Raw genomic sequence first — 17,784 nt, 5'->3', positions numbered from 1 at the left:
CGCCAACTCAGCAACCGACTGGTCGGCATCCTGCACGGCTGCCTCAAGACCGGAACCCGCTACGACGAAGCCACCGCCTGGGGGCACCACCAGCACGATCACCAGACCGCCGCTTGACAGCCCAGCCCGTGGGATGTCTGACGCCGGTCGGCTCACAGCAGCCGGGCTGCGGTGACGGCCCACGGCGCATCGGCGTCCGCGCGGTCGAGTCGCAGCGCCAGCGCTCGGATCCGGCCGCCGAGGAGCACCGTCGTGCAGACCTCCGCGGCATCCGGGTGCGGGTGCCCCACGTGCAGCCGCGGGCGCCGCCGGGCGCCCGGGGGCGTGCAGCCCGGGACACCCGCTCGGCCGCCCCGCCCGGCCGGCCGGGACCGGAGTGCCGTCGTCCCGGGGCGGGCGCAGGTCAGGTAGCGCAGCACCGACGGCGTCGCGACTCCGGTGAGGTGGCCCGGCGGGCGGTGCCCGGCCAGAACCTCGGTGACCGTCCGGACCAGCTCGCTCGCGCGGACGAGTACCCGCTCACGGTCGGCGGGCGCGCCCGGGACGGAGCCGCCCGCACCGGGCGCCGTGCCGTCCACCGGGACCGCTGCCGGGGGCGGCGCCGGTTCCGGCGCGGCCGCTGCCACGGGCGCCGGGGACTGCGCCACCGGGAGTCGCACGGCCGGCGGCTCGTGGCCGGGCGCGCGCATCCGGACCCCGCCGGGGAGCACGGTGACCCCGTGCTCGACGCCGGCGGGCCGGTCGCCCACGGTGGACGCGGCGGTGGTCATCGCAGCCATGCGACGAGCGTCGGCCCCGGCCGGTGCAAGGCGTGCGGATCGGCCCCGGTTGGGCACCGTTGCGTTCGGCCCGCACCGTTCGTGCCCGCACCGTTCACAGCCGCAGCGTCGGCACGGCGAACGGCCTCGGCGGGGACGGCGGCCGCCCTACCGTCCTGGGATGACCTCCGCGATGGCCACCTCCGACCGGCCCGTCCCGCACGCTCCCGGCGAGCCGGCGCCGCCGCTGGCCGATCTGGCCGACCTGGTCGCCCGGGCCGGGGCCGCCGTCGTCGCCGAGCGCAGGCGGCGGGCCGCCGAGCACGGCACGTCGGCGACCGCCCTCGCCGTCCTGCGGGTGCTCGCCCGGGTCGACGGCCCGGCCCAGCGCGAGCTCGCGGCCCGCGCCGGGGTCGCACCGGCCACGCTCACCCCGGTGCTCGACGCGCTGGCCGAGAGCGGCGACGTCGTCCGTGCCCGGGACCCCGCCGACCGCCGGGTGCAGCGGGTCGCGCTCACCACCCGGGGCCGCGCGCGGCTGCACGCCGCGTCCGGAGCCACCGGGCCCGCCCTGCCGGACCCGCCGGACGGGCACGCGGCGGCCGTCCGGGAGTATCTGGTCGCGGTCATCGCGCGGCTGGAGCAGGATCGGTCCGTAGCCGCCGGGTGATCCGCGCGGCCGGAGGGGGAGCGACATGGGTGGCGCGGCGGTCGAGGTCGTCGACCTGGTGAAGCGGTACCCGAAGGCGCCCGGCAACGCCGTCGACGGACTGTCCTTCGAGGTCACCGAGGGCGAGGTGTTCGGCCTGCTCGGGCCGAACGGGGCGGGGAAGACCACGACCGTCGGGGTCCTGACGACGCGGGTCGTGCCGACCTCGGGCCTCGCCCGGGTGGCCGGGCTGAACGTGCGGACCGAGGCCGTCGCCGTCTGCGCCAGGCTCGCCGTCGTCCCGCAGCGGGTGAACCTGGACCGCTCGCTCGGGGTTCGCGACAACCTGGTCTTCCACGCCGCCTACCACGGTGTCGGCCGGGCCGAGCGCAACGCCCGCGCCGACGAGCTGCTGGAACGGATGGGGCTCACCGGGAAGGCGAAGGCGATCGCCGACGACCTCTCGGGCGGGCAGGCACAGCGGGTGATGATCGCCCGCGCGCTCATGCACCGGCCGGAGGTGCTGTTCCTCGACGAGCCCTCCACCGGCCTCGATCCGCAGGCCCGGCTGTTCGTGCACGACCAGATCGCGGGCCTGCGCGCCGAGGGCATCACCGTCGTCCTGACCACGCACGACATGGACGAGGCGCACAAGCTCTCCGACCGGGTCGGCATCGTCGACCACGGCACGCTGCTCGCGTTGGACACCCCGGACGCGCTGGTCCGCGGGCTCCCCGGCGGCGCGACCGTCGAGGTCGTCGCCGTACCGGGGCCGGGTGGCGCGGAGGCGCTGCGCACCGCGCTGTCCGGGGTGGACGGCGTCGCCCGGGTGGAGGCGCCGCCGGGCCGTGCACCGTCCGAACCGGACGACCCGGCGGTGGCGGTGCGGCTGTCGGTGACCTGCGACCCGGCGACCCTGCTCGCCCCGGTCGTCGACCTGCTCGGCCGGCACGGTGCCGTCGTGCGGGACGTCTCGCTCGGCGAGGCGACGCTGGAGGACGTCTTCATCGACCTCACCGGGAAGGACCTGCGGTGAGCGGGCGCGCGTTCCTCGCGGTGCTGGGCCGCGACATCTACGTCACCGGCCGGGAGCTGCCCTCGTTCCTGGCCCAGGTGCTCATCCAGCCGTTCTTCTTCCTGCTGGTCTTCGTGGTGGTGCTCGGCCGGGGCGGGTTCGTCGCTGAGGGCTACGGCGAGATCATGCTGCCCGGTCTGATCGCGCTGAACGCGATGTTCGGGGCGCTGCAGAGCGTCGCGTTCCCGCTGGTGTTCGAGCTGTCCTTCAGCCGGGAGATCGACGACCGGCTGCTCGCGCCGCTGCCGGTGTGGGCGGTCGCCGTCGAGAAGGTCGTCTTCGCCGGGCTGCGCGGGCTGCTGGCGAGCCTGCTGATGGTCCCGATCGGACTGCTGATGGTGGACGTCGGCTGGCCCGCCGCGGGGCTCCTCCCGGCCCTGCTGATGGTGGTGCTGGGCGCCCTGCTCGGCGCCGCGATGGGCCTGACCATCGGTACCGCGGTGCCGCCGCGGCGGATCAACATCCTGTTCGCGGTGATCTTCACACCGCTGCTGTTCACCGGCTCGGTGCAGTACCCGTGGCTGAGCCTGACCGACCTGCGCTGGTTCCAGGTGCTGTCCGCGCTCAACCCGCTCACGTTCGTCAGCGAGGGCATCCGCGCCGCGCTGGTGCCGGAGGTCCCGCACATCCCGCTGTGGATCTGCCTGCTGGTCCCGGTGGTGGCGATCGTGCTGTTCACGTTGCTGGGCATCCGCGGGTTCCTCCGCCGTGCCCTGGACTGAGCCCGGTACCGTCGAGCCGGTGGCGGAAGCACGCACCCTGCGCGGCCTGATCGTCGACTTCGGCGGGGTCCTCGACGAGCCCGGCGACGCCGACCTGCTGCTGGACTACGCCCGCCGCGCGGCCGCGGCGGGGGTGCGCACCGCGTTGTTCTCCGGAGCGCACGCCGTTCCGGACGAGTGCGCAGGCGCCTTCGACACGGTGCTGCTCGGGGCGGTGCGCGGCGCCCGAAAGCCCAGTCCGGACGCGTTCGCCGCGGTCGCCGCCGAGCTCGGGGTGCCGACCCGCGACTGCGTGCTGGTCGACGACACCGGTGTCTGCGTGCGGGGTGCCGTCGCGGCCGGGATGGTCGGGGTCCGGCACGAGAACGCCGGCGCCACCCTCGCCGAGCTGGAGATCCTGCTCGGCGTCCCAGCGACGGGCTGAGCCGCCGCCCGGCTCCGGACATGCGGAGGCGCCGACCGCGGATCGCGGACGGCGCCTCGTCGGCCGGTCCCGGGCTGCCGGGCCGGTCCTGCTGCGCCGGCGTCACCGGCGCGGTGTCACTGCTGCGGGGGCGGACCCTGCCCGGGCGGGGGCGGCGGGGCCTCCCCGGGCGGCGGGGCCTGACCCGGCTGCCCCTGGGTGGTGTCGCCCTCCCCGGTCTTGTCCCGGGCCATGCCCGTGGCCTTGTCGATGTGCTCCTCGTGCCCGGCGAACTTCTGCTTTGCCGCATCGCCGACCTTGTTCAGGCCCTGATCGACCTTGTCGTCGTGCTTGCCGAGCAGCTCCTTGGCCTTGTCCAGGAAACCCATACGGCCATCGTGGACCGGCCGAGCGGCTCACGCACCCGGGGCGCGTCCTCCGTTCGGGTGGCGGGAGTGGGCAATCGACGAGCGGAGGCGCGCGTGGTGGGGCCGCAGATCCTCGACCCGGGTGACCCCGACGAGCTGCATCGTCCGTTCCACCTCGGCCCGCAGGATCTCGATCGAGCGCTGCACCCCGGCCTCCCCGGCGGCCATGAGGCCGTAGAGGTAGGCCCGGCCGACCAGCGCCGCGCGCGCACCCAGCGCCACCGCCGCGACGACGTCGCCACCGTGCATGATCCCGGTGTCGACCAGCACCTCGGCATCGTCCCCGAGCTCCTGCACGACCGGCTCGATCAGCTCGGCCGGGACCGGGGCCCGGTCCAGCTGGCGGCCGCCGTGGTTGGACAGCAGCACCGCGTCCGCGCCGGCGTCGACGACCCGGCGGGCGTCGGTCACCGACTGCACGCCCTTGATCACAAGCGCGCCCGGCCACGTCTCGCGCAGCCACGCGACGTCGTCCAGGGTCAGCGCCGGGTCGAACACCCGGTTGATCACCTCGAACGGCGACCCGCCCCCGGCGGCGAGGCTCTCGAAGGTCAGCGGCTCGGTGGTGAGCAGGTCGAACCACCAGCGCGGGTGCCGGGCGCCGTCGACGAACGTGCGCAGTGACAGCGCGGGCGGGATGGACAGTCCGTTGTGCACGTCACGGCGCCGGTTCCCGCCGACCGGGGTGTCCACGGTGAGCAGCAGCGTGTCGAATCCGGCGTCCGCGGCCCGGGCGACGAGGTCGCGGGCGACCGCGCGGTCCCGCCACAGGTAGAGCTGGAACCAGTGCCGCCCGCCGGCGCCCGCCTCGGCGACGCCCTCGGCCGTCGTCGAGCCCATGGTGGACAGCGCGTAGGGGATCCCGGCACCGGCCGCCGCGGAAGCCACCGCCTGCTCGCCCGCGGTGTGCATCATGCGTGTGAAGCCGGTGGGGGCCAGCGCGAACGGCAGCGCGGAGCGCTTCCCGAGGACGTCCCGGCCGGTGTCGACCCGGGACACGTCGCGCAGCACGGTGGGGGAGAACTCGACCGAGGACCACACGTCGCGGGCGCGGCGCAGGCTGACCTCGTCCTCGGACGCGCCGTCGGCGTAGTCGAACACCGCGCGCGGCGCCCGCTTGCGGGCCAGGCGCCGCAGATCGTGGATGCTCGCCGCGCGCGCCAGCCGGGCCGCCGTCCGGTCCAGCGTGAAGGGCGCGGGCCGCAGCAGCGGCGCCAGCTCGGACGGGCGGGGGACGCGACGTCGCACCATGCGAGCCAGCCTAGGCACGTCACCCTCCTGTTGTGGAGCCATCAGGGTGGGGCTCCACGACGCGAGGGGGCGACGCAGCGCGAGGGGGACGCGGGTTCAGGGGCGTCGGCGGAGCAGTTCGTAGGCGGCGACCGCGCCCGCCGAGGCGACGTTCAGCGACTCCACGCCGCCGTACATGGGAAGTGACAGGAGCCCGTCGCAGACCTGCCGGACGTCGTCGGACAGGCCCTCGGTCTCGTTGCCGAGCACCAGCGCGACCCGGTGCGGGAGCTCGGCGTCGAGCAGCGATCCGGCGCCGGCGTCCAGGCCGAACACCGTGAACCCGGCCGCGCGCATCAGCTCGATCCCCTCGACCGTGGTGCCGCTGCGCAGCACCGACGCGGCGAACGCCACCCCGGCCGACGCCTTGATCACCAGCGGGTCGATCGACGGCACGCCGCGGCGGGGCAGCAGGACGCCTTCCAACCCGGCGGCGGTGGCGGTCCGCAGCAGCATCCCGACGTTGGACGGGTTGGTGACGGCGTCCAGCACCAGCACCGACGCCGGCCGGCGCGAGCCCAGATCGGACAGGAACACCGGCAGCGGCGCCATCCGCGGCGCGACGACGTCGGCCAGCACCCCCTGGTCGTGCCGGCCGTTGCCGGCCAGCACCTTCACCCGGTGCGCGCTCTCCCGCCGCACCGGCACCCCGCGGCCCCGGGCGGCCCCGGTGATCTCCCGCTCCGCCCCTCCGCGCACGGTGTCGGCGAGCACGACCTTGTCCACCTCGAGCTCCGGGTCGGCCAGCGCCTCCAGGACCGGCTTGCGGCCGTACACCGTGATGAAGCGGTCCTTCGGAGACACCGCGGGGGATGCCGCACGGGGCACTGGGTCGCTCACACGGCCCAGCCTCGCACGTAGGATCGCGACCATGCCGTCCCGGCTCTCCCCGCTCGACGCCTCGTTCCTGTACCTGGAGGAGGCGACCACGCCGATGCACGTCGGCGGCCTCGCCGTGTTCCGGCGCCCGCGCAGCGGCTTCGACTACGACCGCCTCGTGGAGCTGATCGAGCAGCGGCTGGCGTTGGTGCCCCGCTACCGGCAGAAGGTGCGGCACGTTCCGGGCAACCTGGCCCGCCCGGTCTGGGTGGACGACCCCGAGTTCGACATCGCCTACCACGTGCGGCGCTCGGCGCTGCCCCGTCCGGGCAGCGAGGAGCAGCTGACCGAACTGGTCGGGCGGCTGATGTCGCGCCCGCTCGACCACGAGCGCCCGCTGTGGGAGATGTACCTGATCGAGGGGGTCGCGCCGGCGTCGAGCGGGCCCGGCAGCGGCAAGGCCGGCCGGGCCGCGGTGCTCACCAAGACCCACCAGGCGATGGTCGACGGGATCTCCGCGATCGACATCGGGCAGGTCATCCTGGACGTGTCCGCCGAGCCCCCGGACATCCCGGAGGAGCTGTGGATGCCGCGCCCGGAGCCCACCGACGGGCAGCTGGTGCTGGACGCCGTCGGGGAAGCGGTGAGCCGGCCGAGCGAGCTGGTGGACAACGTGCGCACCGCGACCGGGGACGCGCTCGCCACCGTCGGCAAGGTCGGCCGGGCCGCCGGGAAGGTGCTGACGATGGCGCGCACCGCGGGCCGTCGCGCACCCGGGCTGCCGCTGAACGCCGAGATCTCCACCCAGCGCCGGTTCGCGCTGGCCCGCACCGACCTGGAGGACTACCGCAAGGTCCGGGCCGCCTACGGCTGCGACGTCAACGACGTCGTGCTCGCGGTGATCGCGGGGGCGCTGCGGACCTGGCTGATGTCGCGCGGCGAGCCGGTCGGCGGGTCGTCCACGGTGCGCGCGCTGGTACCGCTGTCGGTGCGCGGCGAGGGCGACGTCCCGAGCTCTGCGACCGGTGGCTCGCTGGGCAACCGGGTGGCGTCGTTCCTGGTGGACCTGCCGGTGGGTGAGCCGAGCCCGCTGGTGCGGCTGCACCAGGTCACCCACCAGATGCGCGAGCACACCGACACCGGCGACGCGGTCGGTGCCGACACCCTGGTCCGGATCGGCGGGTTCGCCCCGCCGACCCTGCACGCGGTCGGGGCGCGGGCGGCGAACGAGATGTCCCGGCACTTCTTCAACCTCGTCGTGACCAACGTGCCGGGCCCGCAGTTCCCGCTCTACGCCGCCGGGGCGCAGATGCTGGAGATGTTCCCGGTCGTGCCGCTGGCCAAGGGTCAGGCCGTCGCGGTCGGACTGACCAGCTACAACGGTGGCGTCTACTACGGACTCAACGGGGACCGGGACGCGATGCCGGACCTCGAGGTGCTCGCCGGGATGGTGAACGAGTCGCTGGACGAGCTCCTCGAGACCCTGCGTTAGACCCTCGCCGCCACAGAGACGGGAACCGATACACGTGCGGATCTACCTCCCCGCGACCTGGCCGATGCTGGCGCGCACGGTGTCCACCGGCACCTTCGAGCCACTCGGCGGAACCGCGTTCGCGCTGACCCCGAAGCTGCGCGAGTCCTACACCTCCGGCGACGACGAGGAGCTGGAGTACGCCGCGATGAGCGAGGCCGCCCGCGCCTCGCTGCGGCTGCTCGCCGTCGAGTTCGGGCTCGGCGAGGAGGGCACCCCGGCGCGGCGGGTGGTGGTCGCCGCCGACTCCGAGGACGTCACGCTGCGCCCGGACCTCGACGACGGCGCGGTGCGGGTCGCCGGCCCGGTGCCGGTCGCGAAGATCGTCGCGGTGCACGTCGACCTGCCGGAGGCCGAGCACGCCGTCCGGCAGGCCGCCGGGGTGGTGGACAGGGCCGATCTCGGCGACCTGGACGCCGAGTTCCTGGTCGGCGAGGTCGAGGACCACGACCTGGCCTGGTACGCGGGGTCCGAGCTGGCGTTCCTGGTCGAGCTGGGCTGAAGCCCGTGAATGGAGGCCGAATGGTGTTCACCGCACCGCTGATGCACGAGGTGACCCGCGGGCTGGCGTTCCCGGAGGGCCCGGTGGCTCTGTCGGACGGCTCGGTACTGGTCGTCGAGATCCGGGCCGGCCGGCTGACCCGGGTGCTCCCGGACGGCACGCACGAGCTCGTCGCGCAGACCGGCGGCGGCCCGAACGGTGCCGCGATCGGCCCGGACGGCGCGGTCTACGTGTGCGACAACGGCGGCTTCACCTGGCACGAGCGCCCGGACGGAACCGTCTACCCCGGGCACCAGCCGCCGGACTACAGCGGCGGGAAGATCCTGCGCGTCGACCTCGACACCGGGGACATTCGCACCCTCTACGACGGGCTGCGCGGACCGAACGACCTGGTGTTCGCCCCCGACGGCGGCTTCTGGTTCACCGACCTCGGCAAGCGTCGCGAGCGGGAGACGGACACCGGCGCGCTCTACCACGCGCTGCCGGACGGCTCGTCGATCACCGAGGTGGTGCACCCGTTGACCACCCCGAACGGCGTCGGTCTCTCCCCGGACGGGCAGCGGATCTACGTCGCCGAGACCGGCACCGGCCGCGTCTGGTGCTGGACGGTGACCGGCCCCGGCACCCTCGCGGCGCCGGCCGGGCTGCCCGGCCCGCCCGGCCCCGGCGACGCCCGGCTGCTGCACGGCTTCGCCGGGTTCCGCAACCTCGACTCGCTGGCCGTCGATGCCGAGGGCAACGTCTGCGTCGCCACCCTGGTCACCGGCGAGATCAGCGTGCTGGCACCGGACGGCGAGCTGCTCGGCACCGCCGCGCCGCCGGAGCACGACCCGCACGTCACCAACATCTGCTTCGCCGGTGCCGGGTCCTCCGACGCCTGGATCACCTCGTCCGGATGGGGCCGGCTGTACCGCTGCACCTGGCCGACCGAGGGCCTGGACCTGGCGTTCCGCCGCTGAGGCGGGACGCTCAGCCCGCGGCGGGCGGGTCCACGGTCACCGGAGAGCCCCAGTCCCGGTAATGCGTGACCAGCTCCAGGGTGCCCGCACCGGGCAGCGACCGGCGGATCCGGCCCTGCACCGGGTGCCGCTCGGCGTCCAGCCAGATCTCGCTGCTGAGCCGGGTCGTCCCGGCCTGCTGCTGGGCCTGCAGGGCCGCGCGGCGCGCCGGGTCGGCCTCCGCGGTGATGGCCCGGGCCAGGTCGACGACGAGCGTGTAGCGCACCGCCGGCACCCCGTCGACCCGCTCGTCGACGGCGTCCGCGACGAGCACGGCGTCGGCGTAACGGGAGACGTCGACCAGCGGGTCGGCGCCGGCGGCCGCGTTCGCGGCGATCATCGCCTCGGCGCTGGTGCTCGTTCCGCCGGTGCTGCTCTCGGTGCTGGTGCTCGTTCCGTTGGCGCTGCTCTCGGTGCCGGCCGGCATCGGGTCCCGGCCCGCCTCCAGCCAGCCGGCCCCGGGCGGGCGCAGCCAGGTCCGCCCGCCCGTGCGGATCAGGCCGGTCCCGGCCGAGGTACCGCCGGAGCGCAGTTCCAGGCGCACCGCCGGTTCGGCCCCGGGACGGGCCCGGTCGAACAGCAGCGCCCCGTCGCCGGTCACCGGGATCGGGCCGGACGTGCCGGTCAGGGTGCCCTCCAGCGACAGCTGCGCGCTGCCGTCGGCGTGCATCCGGGCGCCGACGTCGGCGAGCAGCCGGCGTGGGTCGTGGTACTTGGGCAGCACGACCGCGTCCGGATCGGGGTCGGCGAGCGGTGCGCCGGACGAGCCGCTGCACCCGGCGAGCAGGAGGACCAGCGGCAGCAGCAGGGCGAGCAGCGCCGGGAGCGCGGGCGGCGTCGTCGCGGGCCGGACCGGCACGCCTCGCCTCCTCGCCCGGGCGGTGCCGGCCGGTGCCGGGTCAGCCCTGGTCGAGCGCCACCAGGATGCGGCGCAACGCATCGAGTCTCCCCCCGGCGAGCGTGCCCGCCGACACCAGGTCGTCCAGTGCACACTCCGGATCGGCGGGCGGCCCGAGATGCCCGCAACCGCGCGGGCAGTCGTCGATCGCGTCGGCGAGGTCGCCGAACGCGGCGACGACGTCGTCCGGGCCGACGTGGGCGAGCCCGAACGACCGCACGCCCGGGGTGTCGACCACCCAGCCGTCGGCGTGCGGGAAGGCCAGCGCCGCGACCGTCGTGTGCCGGCCCTTGCCGACGCCCGAGACCCGGCCGGTGGCCTGCTCCGCCGCCGGTACGACGGCGTTGACGAGTGTCGACTTGCCGACCCCGGAGTGCCCGACGAGCGCGCACAGCCGTCCCGAGAGCTGCGCGCGCAGCGCGTCCAGCCCGGTGGTGGCCCCGTCGGCCCGCCCGGTCACCACCACCGGGAGGCCGAGCTCGCGGTACCGCGCGGCGAACGGCTCCGGGTCGGTGAGATCGGACTTGGTCAGGCACAGCACCGGTTCCAGCCCACCGGCGAACGCGGCGACCACGCAGCGGTCCACGAACCCGGAGCGCGGGACCGGGTCGGCCACCGCGGTGACGACGACGAGCCGCTCGGCGTTGGCCACCACCACCCGCTCGAACGGGTCGGTGTCGTCGGCGGTGCGGCGCAGCACGGTCTCCCGGTCGGCCACCCGCACGATCCGGGCGAGCGTGTCCGGCTCCCCGCTCAGGTCGCCGACCAGGTCCACTCGGTCCCCGACGACGACCGGTGTCCGGCCGAGCTCGCGGGCCCGCATCGCGGTCACCGGAGTCCGCTCTGGATCGGCTTCCGGCGCACAGGTCCAGCGCCCGCGGTCCACTGCGGTCACCATCGCCCGGGTGGCGTCGGCGTGTGCGGGACGGCGCTTGCTGCGCGGGCGCGTGCTGCGGCGTCCGGGCCGGACCCGGACGTCGGTCTCGTCGTAGGCGCGCGCGTCGCGGGGCACGGTCAGCGCGCTCCCGGCCCGGTCCCGAGCAGGTCGGCCCAGCGGCCGGGGAAGTCCGGGATGGTCTTGTCGGTGCAGCCGATGTCGTCGACCAGCACACCGGGCACCACCAGCCCGACGATCGCCCCGGCGGTGGCCATCCGGTGGTCGGCGTAGGCGCCCCACGGCCGGTCGGCACGGCCGGCGAGCGGCTTCGGGTCGATCGCCAGGCCGTCGTCGATCTCGGTGACGGCGCCGCCGAGCGCGGTGATCTCGGTGGCCAGCGCGGCGAGCCGGTCGGTCTCGTGACCACGCAGGTGCCCGATGCCGCGCAGCCGCGACGCCCCCGACGCCAGGGCGGCGACCGCGGCGACGGTCGGGGCGAGCTCGCCCGCGTCGTGCAGGTCGACGTCCACCCCGGACAGCCGGTCCGGGCCGGTGACGGTAAGACCGTCCACACAGGTCTCGACCCGCGCGCCGAACGCCTCCAGCACCGGCAGCACGTCGACGCCGGCCTGGGTGGTCTCCGCCGGCCAGCCGCGCACGGTGACCCGGCCGCCGGTGACGACGGCGGCGGCGAGGAACACCGCGGCGTTCGAGAGGTCCGGCTCGATCACCCGGTCGCGCACCGCGACCGGTCCGGGTTCGAGCCGCCAGGTGTCCGGCTCGTCGTCGCGCACCGTGACCCCCGCCGACCGGAGCATGTCCACTGTCATGTCGATGTGCGGCAGCGAGGGCAGCGCGGCGCCGACGTGGCGCACGGTCACACCGCGCTCGAACAGTGCCCCGGACAGCAGCAGCCCGGACACGAACTGGGAGGACGCCGACGCGTCGATCGTCACCTCGCCGCCCCGGATCGGGCCGGTGCCGTCCAGCCGAAAGGGGAGCGCGTCGCCGTCGATCCGGGCGCCGAGCGCGCGCAGCGCGTCCAGGACGGTGCCCATCGGGCGTTCCCGGGAGCGGGGGTCGCCGTCGAACCGGACCGCGCCGGTCGCGGTGGCCGCGGCCGGCGGCACGAAGCGCATGACGGTGCCGGCCAGGCCGCAGTCGACCTCCGCCGGGAGCTCCGGGGTGCCACCGCGCAGCCCGCCGTGCGCGCCGACGAGCACCGTGTCGCCCGCGGTGCGGACGGGCACCCCGAGCGCGGCCAGCGCGCCGGTCATCAGCGTGGTGTCCCGGGTCGGCGGGGCGCCGGTCACCCGGGCCTCGCCACCGGCCAGTCCGGCGAGCAGGAGCGCGCGGTTGGTGACCGACTTGGAACCGGGCACGGACACGGTGCCGGTCACCGGGGCGCCGGGCGTGGGGGCGGACCAGAAGCTCACGGTCCCATCCTTCCGCACGTGGAAGGATGGACGCATGTGCGGCCGGTACGCCTCCACGAAGGCTCCCGCGGACCTGGCGGACGAGTTCCACGCCGTCGATGCGACGGCCGAGGACGCGCGGTCCGCCGACTACAACGTCGCGCCGACCAAGGACATCACCGTGGTCGTCGAGCGGCACCCCCGCGGCGACGAGGGCGACGAGGGCGACGAGGGCACTGCCGACACGGGCAGCACCGAGCGGTCGCTGCGGACCGTGCGCTGGGGCCTGGTGCCGTTCTGGTCCAAGGACCCCTCGGCCGGGGCGCGGATGGTGAACGCCCGTTCCGAGACGGTCGCCGAGAAGCCCGCGTTCCGTCGGGCGGTGGCCTCGCGGCGGTGCCTGTTCCCGGCCGACGGCTGGTACGAGTGGCAGCGCCACGACGCGATCCCGAAGTCGGAGGGTGGGACCGGCAAGCCGTCCAAGCAGCCGTACTTCACCGGCTACGCCGACGGCGCGACGCTGGCGATGGCCGGCATCTGGGAGTTCTGGCGGCCGAAGGAGGGTGAGTTGGCCGAGAAGTACCCCGACGGCCTGGTCACCGCCTGCGTGCTGACGACCGAGGCGGTCGGGCCGCTGACCCAGGTGCACGACCGGATGCCGCTGGTGCTGCCCGCGGACGCCTGGGACGCCTGGCTGGATCCGGACTCCGGCCCGTCCGACGACGCCGTCGCCCGGCTGCTGGCGCCGCCGTCCCCGGAGCTGGTGTCCACCCTGGAGGTCCGGCCGGTGTCGTCGCAGGTCAACAGCGTCCGGAACAACGGGCCCGAGCTGCTGGAGCGGATCCCGGACGACCAGGTGCGCGAGCCGGTCCAGCTCGACCTGCTGTCGTGACCGAGCCGGAGACCGCCGAGATCGAGACTCCGCGCGGGCCCGCCCGGGTCACCCGGCACCGGGCCGCGACGCCGGTCGGGTTGCTGCTGCTCGGGCACGGCGCGGGCGGCGGGATCGCCGCCCCGGACCTGGTCGCCGCCACCGGTGCGGCCGTCGCGGCCGGTTGGGACGTCGGGCTGGTCGAGCAGCCGTACCGGGTGGCCGGGAAGCGGGCTCCGGCACCGGCCGGGCATCTCGACGAGGCATGGCTCGCCGTCGTGGACGCGGTGCGCGACGGGCTGCCGCTGGTCACCGGCGGGCGCAGCTCCGGGGCCCGGGTCGCCTGCCGGACCGCTGCGGCGGTCGGCGCGGCCGCTGTGCTGTGCCTGGCGTTCCCGCTGGTCCCGCCCGGGAAGCCGGAGAGGACCCGGCAGCCCGAGCTGGACGGGGCCGGGGCGCCGGTGCTGGTGGTGCAGGGCCGCAACGACCGCTTCGGCGTCCCGGAGGACGGCCCGGACCGTCGGGTGGTGCTGCTCGACGGCGATCACGGGCTGAAGAAGGACCGGGCCGCGCTGGAGTCGGCGGTCGGGGACTGGCTGACCGGGTTGGGCGCGACGTAGCGACGTCCGGTGCCGTGACCCCGATCAGATCGGATAGCTGCCCGAGTGCGCGTTCTCGCGGCTCGGTTCGGAAACGCCCTCGCGGCGGTCGTCGAACTGCTCGACGACCGTGGTGCTCCAGCCGCACCGGTTCAGCCACCAGGCGAGGGCGGGGCCCGCGATGCTCGGCGCCGGAGATCAGGATGCAGGGCGCCGTCACGGGGCATCCGCGGCGATCGGCGCGACCGTCGCGCCGGTGAGCGACACGAGGTCGTCCGGACCCAGCTCGATCTCCAGGCCACGCCTCCCACCGGAGCAGTAGATCGTCGGGAACTCCCGGGCCGAGACGTCCAGTACCGTCGACAACCGCTTGCGCTGCCCGAGCGGCGAGATCCCCCCGGCGACGTAGCCGGTGGCCCGCTCGGCGTCGGCGATCTCGGCGAGCACCGCCTTCTTCCCGCCGGCCGCGGCGGCCAGTGCCTTGAGGTCCAGCTGGGCCGAGACCGGCACGATCCCGACCGTCATCGTGCCGTCCACCAGCGCGACCAGGGTCTTGAACACCCGTTGCGGGTCCTGCCCCATGAGCTCCGCGGCCTCGGCGCCGTACCCGGCGCCCTCGGCGTGGGTGTAGGTGTGCAGCTCGTGGTGCACCTGGCGCTTCGCCAGCAGCGCCGTCGCCGGGGTGCCCTTGCCCGCCATCGTTCTCCCTCGCCCTCCCGCTGCGGTGTGCGCGGCGAACCTACGGGAATGCCGGGGCGGGTCGCACCGTTGTTCCGGACGTGAGCACAGCAGTGATGGAGGCGCCGTCGACCGGCTCGGGTCGGCGGGAGCGCGTACTCTCCGACGGGTCCGCCGCGCCGGTGAGCCGCACCGGCGCGCGGCTCGTGTCACTGGAGAGGGGACCGTTGTCGGAGAAGCCGGATCAGGACGATGCCCGCGCAGCGGGCGGACCCGGGCAGGAGCTCGACACGCCCGAGGCCGGTCCTGCCGACGAGCAGGGCAACCGGGCGCCCGAGGACGAGAGCGTCGAGGACCGCACCGCCCGTTTCGAGCGGGACGCGATGCCGTTGCTCGACCAGCTCTACGGCGCGGCGCTGCGGATGACGCGGAACCCGGCCGACGCCGAGGACCTCGTGCAGGAGACCTTCCTGAAGGCCTACTCGGCGTTCGGGTCGTTCCGCCGTGGCACCAACCTCAAGGCGTGGCTGTACCGGATCCTGACCAACACCTACATCAACGGCTACCGCAAGCGTCAGCGTCAGCCCGTGCAGTCGCCCACCGAGGAGATCACGGACTACCAGCTGGCACAGGCCGGTGGGCACAGCTCCACCGGGCTGCGGTCGGCCGAGGTGGAGGCGCTGGACGCGCTGCCGGACAGTGACGTCAAGGAGGCCCTGCAGGCGCTGCCGGAGGACTTCCGGATGGCCGTCTACCTGGCCGATGTCGAGGGGTTCGCCTACAAGGAGATCGCCGAGATCATGGGCACCCCGATCGGCACCGTGATGTCCCGGCTGCACCGGGGGCGCCGCCAGCTGCGCGACATGTTGACCGGCGTCGCGCGTGACCGCGGTGTCGTGCGCGGTGGCGCCTCCGTCGGCGACCAGGAGGTGACGGCATCGTGAGCGCCGAGGACGGTCCGCAGGAGCGTAATCCGCTCGCCGGGGACACCGGCTGCAGCGAGGTACTCGCCGAGGTCTGGATGTTCCTGGACCAGGAGTGCGACCCGCAGCGCCGGCGGGTGCTGCAGCAGCATCTCGACGACTGCGCGCCCTGCCTGGCGGAGTACGGCATCGACGAGAAGCTCAAGGCGCTGCTGGCCCGCAAATGCGGTGGCGAGGCGGCCCCGGCGTCGTTGAAGGACCGGCTGCGCTCGCAGATCCGCTCCGCGGTGCTCGAGCAGGCCCAGGTGACCGTGGAGTCCGGGCCGGAGGGCACCAGCGTGTCGGTGTCCCAGCGGCGCACCGAGATCCGCCGGGAGCGCTGACCGCAGGCGAACACGCGAAAGGGCGGGTACCGGAACTCCGGTACCCGCCCTTCGTCGTTCGCACGGCGACTCAGGTGTTCGGCTTCTTGCCGTGGTTCGCCTTGTTCTTGCCGCGGTCGCGACGCTTGCGGGCACGCTTCGACATGATCGGCCCTCCTTCCAGCGGATCTTGGCTGCGACGGGATCCCGCCGCGGGGGAACCCCGATTCTCGCATGTGGTGGGATGGGCGACCGTGACCACGCTGAGCGAGCTGCTCGCCGAGCACACGACGATGGACGGCGAGACCGCGGACCACCTCCAGCGGGTGGTCGGTGAGTGGCAGTTGCTGGCCGACATGTCGTTTGCCGACTTCCTGCTGTGGGTGCCGCTGGACGACCTGCAGGCGCCCGTCGAGCCCGGTGACTCCCGTGCCTCGACCGCGCAGTTCCTCTGTGTCGCCCAGGCCCGGCCCACCACGGCGCCCACCGCGCACGCGGACGACGTCGTCGGCCGCCGCGCCGTGCCCGTCGAGGTCGGGCAGCTGCGCCGGGCGGTGCTGGAGGGCCGGATCTGCCGCGACGACGACCCGCGCTGGCACCTGGAGGTTCCGGTACGCCGGGAGACCATCCCGGTCCGGCACCGGGGCCGCATCGTGGCGGTGCTGTCCCGGGACACCAACCTGTCGACGCCGCGGGTGCCGAGCCCGCTGGAGATCGCCTACCTGGGCAGCGCGTCCGACCTGTGCCAGATGATCGTCGACGGGACGTTCCCGCCGCAGTCCGGCCCACCCGGCAGCGCCGAGGGCAGCCCACGCGCCGGGGACGGCCTGGTCCGCCTGGACGTGCACGGCAACGTCGCCTACGCCAGCCCGAACGCGCTCTCTGCCTACCACCGGATGGGACACGCCAGCGACGTCGCCGGGGCCGACCTGGGGGCGGTCACCCGAGCCCTGGTGCTCGACCCGTTCGACGCCACGGAGGTCGCGACCCGGATCGGCGACGCGCTGACCGGCGTCCCCTCCACCCGGATGGAGATCAAGGGCCGGCGGGCGACGATGCTGATCCGGGCGTTGCCGCTGCGCCCGCGCGGGGATGCGGCCGGCGCGCTGGTGCTGGTCCGCGACGTCACCGACCTGCGCCGCCGGGACGCGGCGCTGCTGTCCAAGGACGCCACCATCCGGGAGATCCATCACCGGGTGAAGAACAACCTGCAGACGGTCGCCGCGCTGCTGCGGCTGCAGGGCAGGCGCAGCCCGCACCCGGAGGCCAGCCGGGCGCTGGAGGAGTCGGTCCGGCGGGTCACCTCGATCGCCCTGGTACACGAGGCGCTGGCCTACTCGGTCGCCGAGACGGTGGAGCTGGACGAGCTGCTGCCCAAGGTGCTCCCGGCGATCCGGGACGGTGCGACGACCGAGGCGCGCGCCCGGGTCCGGGTCGAGACCGGGTTCGGCACGCTACCCGCCGCGAAGGCCACCCCGCTGGTGCTCGTGCTGGCCGAGCTGGTGCACAACGCGCTGGCGCACGCCTACGACCCGGGAGTGGCCGGCGAGGTGGTGGTGCGGCCGGAGCGCTCGGCGGGCCGGCTCGAGGTGTCGGTCGCCGACGACGGCCACGGCATGCCGCCGGAGTTCGACGTCGAGACCTCGCAGGGACTGGGCCTGCAGATCGTCCGGACGCTGCTGCGGTCCGAGCTGGAGGCCACGATCACCGTCTCGGACCGCGATGGCGGCGGGACCGTCGCGCTGATCCGGGCACCGCTGGGCGGTGGCTGAGGTCCGGTGGGCGGCCACCTCCCGGTCACCGAGTGTGACCCGGGGCGTGGGCGGCTCCGTGAGCGGTGGGGGATACGCTCTCACCGTGGCCGTTGATCCCGGTGCCGAGGTCGCGCCGGCACCGTGTGGACGGTCCCACCGGGGTGGCAGATCGCCCCGGAACACACCTCGGGCCCGTGGCCGGTGGCGTCCGGCTACGGGCCCGAGGTCGGGG

The 17,784-nt window shown here is 74.8% G+C and carries 21 protein-coding genes; 12 read left to right on the top strand and 9 right to left on the bottom strand.

Annotated features, from left to right (window positions below):
* Window positions 1-152: 152 nt before the first annotated feature.
* Window positions 153-779, bottom strand: a complete 627-nt coding sequence (locus ACLFMI_RS14260) for an Rv3235 family protein (RefSeq protein ID WP_410948314.1) — start codon at window positions 777-779, stop codon at window positions 153-155.
* Window positions 780-939: 160 nt separating this feature from the next.
* Between ACLFMI_RS14260 and ACLFMI_RS14255 the strand changes: the two genes are divergently transcribed.
* From ACLFMI_RS14255 to ACLFMI_RS14240, 4 genes are read left to right on the top strand one after another with little or no spacing between them, the layout of a single operon-like run.
* Window positions 940-1,428 carry a MarR family winged helix-turn-helix transcriptional regulator gene (locus ACLFMI_RS14255; RefSeq protein WP_410948313.1) on the top strand — a complete coding sequence of 163 codons (489 nt, stop codon included), beginning with the start codon at window positions 940-942 and terminating at the stop codon, window positions 1,426-1,428.
* A gap of 25 nt (window positions 1,429-1,453) precedes the next feature.
* Window positions 1,454-2,443: an ABC transporter ATP-binding protein gene (locus tag ACLFMI_RS14250; protein WP_410948312.1), complete on the top strand. Its 990-nt coding sequence runs from the start codon at window positions 1,454-1,456 to the stop codon at window positions 2,441-2,443.
* Complete coding sequence (locus tag ACLFMI_RS14245) at window positions 2,440-3,204, top strand: ABC transporter permease (protein ID WP_410948311.1); 765 nt, start codon at window positions 2,440-2,442, stop codon at window positions 3,202-3,204. Before ACLFMI_RS14250 ends, ACLFMI_RS14245 begins: the two co-directional genes overlap by 4 nt.
* Window positions 3,205-3,223: 19 nt before the next feature.
* Entirely contained in the window at window positions 3,224-3,628 is a 405-nt protein-coding gene (locus tag ACLFMI_RS14240; RefSeq protein ID WP_410948310.1) for an HAD-IA family hydrolase, read from the top strand.
* Between the two features lie 116 nt (window positions 3,629-3,744).
* Here the strand turns inward: ACLFMI_RS14240 and ACLFMI_RS14235 are convergent, their stop codons facing one another.
* The 3 genes from ACLFMI_RS14235 to ACLFMI_RS14225 all read right to left on the bottom strand — a co-directional run bounded on the left by ACLFMI_RS14235 (window position 3,745) and on the right by ACLFMI_RS14225 (window position 6,198).
* Window positions 3,745-3,996, bottom strand: coding sequence for an antitoxin (locus ACLFMI_RS14235; RefSeq protein WP_410948309.1), 252 nt, complete (start codon window positions 3,994-3,996; stop codon window positions 3,745-3,747).
* A gap of 27 nt (window positions 3,997-4,023) precedes the next feature.
* On the bottom strand, window positions 4,024-5,286 hold the full coding sequence (locus ACLFMI_RS14230; protein WP_410948308.1) for an alpha-hydroxy acid oxidase: 1,263 nt from the start codon (window positions 5,284-5,286) through the stop codon (window positions 4,024-4,026).
* Between the two features lie 96 nt (window positions 5,287-5,382).
* Entirely contained in the window at window positions 5,383-6,198 is an 816-nt protein-coding gene (locus tag ACLFMI_RS14225; RefSeq protein WP_410948307.1) for a TrmH family RNA methyltransferase, read from the bottom strand.
* Here ACLFMI_RS14225 and ACLFMI_RS14220 point away from each other — a divergent pair.
* The 3 genes from ACLFMI_RS14220 to ACLFMI_RS14210 are packed head-to-tail and all read left to right on the top strand — an operon-like array spanning window position 6,197 to window position 9,136.
* Complete coding sequence (locus ACLFMI_RS14220) at window positions 6,197-7,636, top strand: WS/DGAT/MGAT family O-acyltransferase (RefSeq protein ID WP_410948306.1); 1,440 nt, start codon at window positions 6,197-6,199, stop codon at window positions 7,634-7,636. The two genes, ACLFMI_RS14225 and ACLFMI_RS14220, sit on opposite strands and share 2 nt — an antisense overlap.
* 34 nt (window positions 7,637-7,670) lie before the next feature.
* On the top strand, window positions 7,671-8,177 hold the full coding sequence (locus ACLFMI_RS14215; protein WP_410948305.1) for a DUF6912 family protein: 507 nt from the start codon (window positions 7,671-7,673) through the stop codon (window positions 8,175-8,177).
* A gap of 20 nt (window positions 8,178-8,197) precedes the next feature.
* A complete protein-coding gene (locus tag ACLFMI_RS14210) occupies window positions 8,198-9,136 on the top strand; it encodes an SMP-30/gluconolactonase/LRE family protein (RefSeq protein WP_410948304.1) in 939 nt (312 codons plus the stop codon).
* A gap of 10 nt (window positions 9,137-9,146) precedes the next feature.
* Here the strand turns inward: ACLFMI_RS14210 and ACLFMI_RS14205 are convergent, their stop codons facing one another.
* Genes ACLFMI_RS14205 through aroA form a run of 3 tightly spaced genes read right to left on the bottom strand, consistent with a single transcriptional unit; the run spans window position 9,147 to window position 12,422 of the window.
* The gene (locus tag ACLFMI_RS14205) at window positions 9,147-10,034 is read right to left on the bottom strand and encodes a hypothetical protein (protein ID WP_410948303.1); all 888 of its coding nucleotides are present in this window, start codon (window positions 10,032-10,034) and stop codon (window positions 9,147-9,149) included.
* Between the two features lie 40 nt (window positions 10,035-10,074).
* Complete coding sequence (gene rsgA, locus ACLFMI_RS14200; RefSeq protein ID WP_410948302.1) at window positions 10,075-11,085, bottom strand: ribosome small subunit-dependent GTPase A; 1,011 nt, start codon at window positions 11,083-11,085, stop codon at window positions 10,075-10,077.
* A gap of 2 nt (window positions 11,086-11,087) precedes the next feature.
* Window positions 11,088-12,422, bottom strand: coding sequence for a 3-phosphoshikimate 1-carboxyvinyltransferase (gene aroA, locus ACLFMI_RS14195; protein WP_410948301.1), 1,335 nt, complete (start codon window positions 12,420-12,422; stop codon window positions 11,088-11,090).
* On the opposite strand from aroA, the gene ACLFMI_RS14190 reads away from it, so the two are divergent.
* Window positions 12,421-13,257, top strand: coding sequence for an SOS response-associated peptidase (locus ACLFMI_RS14190; protein ID WP_410948300.1), 837 nt, complete (start codon window positions 12,421-12,423; stop codon window positions 13,255-13,257). The genes aroA and ACLFMI_RS14190 overlap by 2 nt on opposite strands.
* Window positions 13,254-13,856, top strand: coding sequence for an alpha/beta hydrolase family protein (locus ACLFMI_RS14185; RefSeq protein ID WP_410948299.1), 603 nt, complete (start codon window positions 13,254-13,256; stop codon window positions 13,854-13,856). Before ACLFMI_RS14190 ends, ACLFMI_RS14185 begins: the two co-directional genes overlap by 4 nt.
* Window positions 13,857-14,051: 195 nt before the next feature.
* Here the strand turns inward: ACLFMI_RS14185 and ybaK are convergent, their stop codons facing one another.
* Entirely contained in the window at window positions 14,052-14,534 is a 483-nt protein-coding gene (gene ybaK, locus ACLFMI_RS14180; protein ID WP_410948298.1) for a Cys-tRNA(Pro) deacylase, read from the bottom strand.
* Window positions 14,535-14,740: 206 nt separating this feature from the next.
* On the opposite strand from ybaK, the gene ACLFMI_RS14175 reads away from it, so the two are divergent.
* Complete coding sequence (locus ACLFMI_RS14175) at window positions 14,741-15,457, top strand: sigma-70 family RNA polymerase sigma factor (RefSeq protein WP_410948325.1); 717 nt, start codon at window positions 14,741-14,743, stop codon at window positions 15,455-15,457.
* Window positions 15,454-15,819: a mycothiol system anti-sigma-R factor gene (gene rsrA / locus ACLFMI_RS14170; RefSeq protein ID WP_410948297.1), complete on the top strand. Its 366-nt coding sequence runs from the start codon at window positions 15,454-15,456 to the stop codon at window positions 15,817-15,819. Before ACLFMI_RS14175 ends, rsrA begins: the two co-directional genes overlap by 4 nt.
* A gap of 70 nt (window positions 15,820-15,889) precedes the next feature.
* Here rsrA and ACLFMI_RS14165 read toward each other — a convergent pair whose 3' ends face one another.
* Window positions 15,890-15,964, bottom strand: coding sequence for a 50S ribosomal protein bL37 (locus ACLFMI_RS14165; RefSeq protein WP_379612052.1), 75 nt, complete (start codon window positions 15,962-15,964; stop codon window positions 15,890-15,892).
* A gap of 88 nt (window positions 15,965-16,052) precedes the next feature.
* Here ACLFMI_RS14165 and ACLFMI_RS14160 point away from each other — a divergent pair, with 88 nt between their 5' ends.
* Complete coding sequence (locus ACLFMI_RS14160; protein WP_410948296.1) at window positions 16,053-17,570, top strand: sensor histidine kinase; 1,518 nt, start codon at window positions 16,053-16,055, stop codon at window positions 17,568-17,570.
* Window positions 17,571-17,784: the final 214 nt, after the last annotated feature.

Origin of the sequence: Pseudonocardia nantongensis (assembly GCF_046546495.1) — a bacterium.
GTDB classification, from domain to species: Bacteria; Actinomycetota; Actinomycetes; order Mycobacteriales; family Pseudonocardiaceae; genus Pseudonocardia; species Pseudonocardia nantongensis.
This window is presented reverse-complemented; position numbering and strand designations above follow the sequence as displayed.

What these genes read in the sequence shown, in the direction of transcription:
- ACLFMI_RS14260 (WP_410948314.1), bottom strand. Translation starts at nt 779, where the DNA reads ATGGCTGCGATGACCACCGCCGCGTCCACCGTGGGCGACCGGCCCGCC.
- ACLFMI_RS14255 (WP_410948313.1), top strand. Translation starts at nt 940, where the DNA reads ATGACCTCCGCGATGGCCACCTCCGACCGGCCCGTCCCGCACGCTCCC.
- ACLFMI_RS14250 (WP_410948312.1), top strand. Translation starts at nt 1,454, where the DNA reads ATGGGTGGCGCGGCGGTCGAGGTCGTCGACCTGGTGAAGCGGTACCCG.
- ACLFMI_RS14235 (WP_410948309.1), bottom strand. Translation starts at nt 3,996, where the DNA reads ATGGGTTTCCTGGACAAGGCCAAGGAGCTGCTCGGCAAGCACGACGAC.
- ACLFMI_RS14230 (WP_410948308.1), bottom strand. Translation starts at nt 5,286, where the DNA reads ATGGTGCGACGTCGCGTCCCCCGCCCGTCCGAGCTGGCGCCGCTGCTG.
- ACLFMI_RS14220 (WP_410948306.1), top strand. Translation starts at nt 6,197, where the DNA reads ATGCCGTCCCGGCTCTCCCCGCTCGACGCCTCGTTCCTGTACCTGGAG.
- ACLFMI_RS14225 (WP_410948307.1), bottom strand. Translation starts at nt 6,198, where the DNA reads ATGGTCGCGATCCTACGTGCGAGGCTGGGCCGTGTGAGCGACCCAGTG.
- ACLFMI_RS14210 (WP_410948304.1), top strand. Translation starts at nt 8,198, where the DNA reads ATGGTGTTCACCGCACCGCTGATGCACGAGGTGACCCGCGGGCTGGCG.
- ACLFMI_RS14190 (WP_410948300.1), top strand. Translation starts at nt 12,421, where the DNA reads ATGTGCGGCCGGTACGCCTCCACGAAGGCTCCCGCGGACCTGGCGGAC.
- aroA (WP_410948301.1), bottom strand. Translation starts at nt 12,422, where the DNA reads ATGCGTCCATCCTTCCACGTGCGGAAGGATGGGACCGTGAGCTTCTGG.
- ybaK (WP_410948298.1), bottom strand. Translation starts at nt 14,534, where the DNA reads ATGGCGGGCAAGGGCACCCCGGCGACGGCGCTGCTGGCGAAGCGCCAG.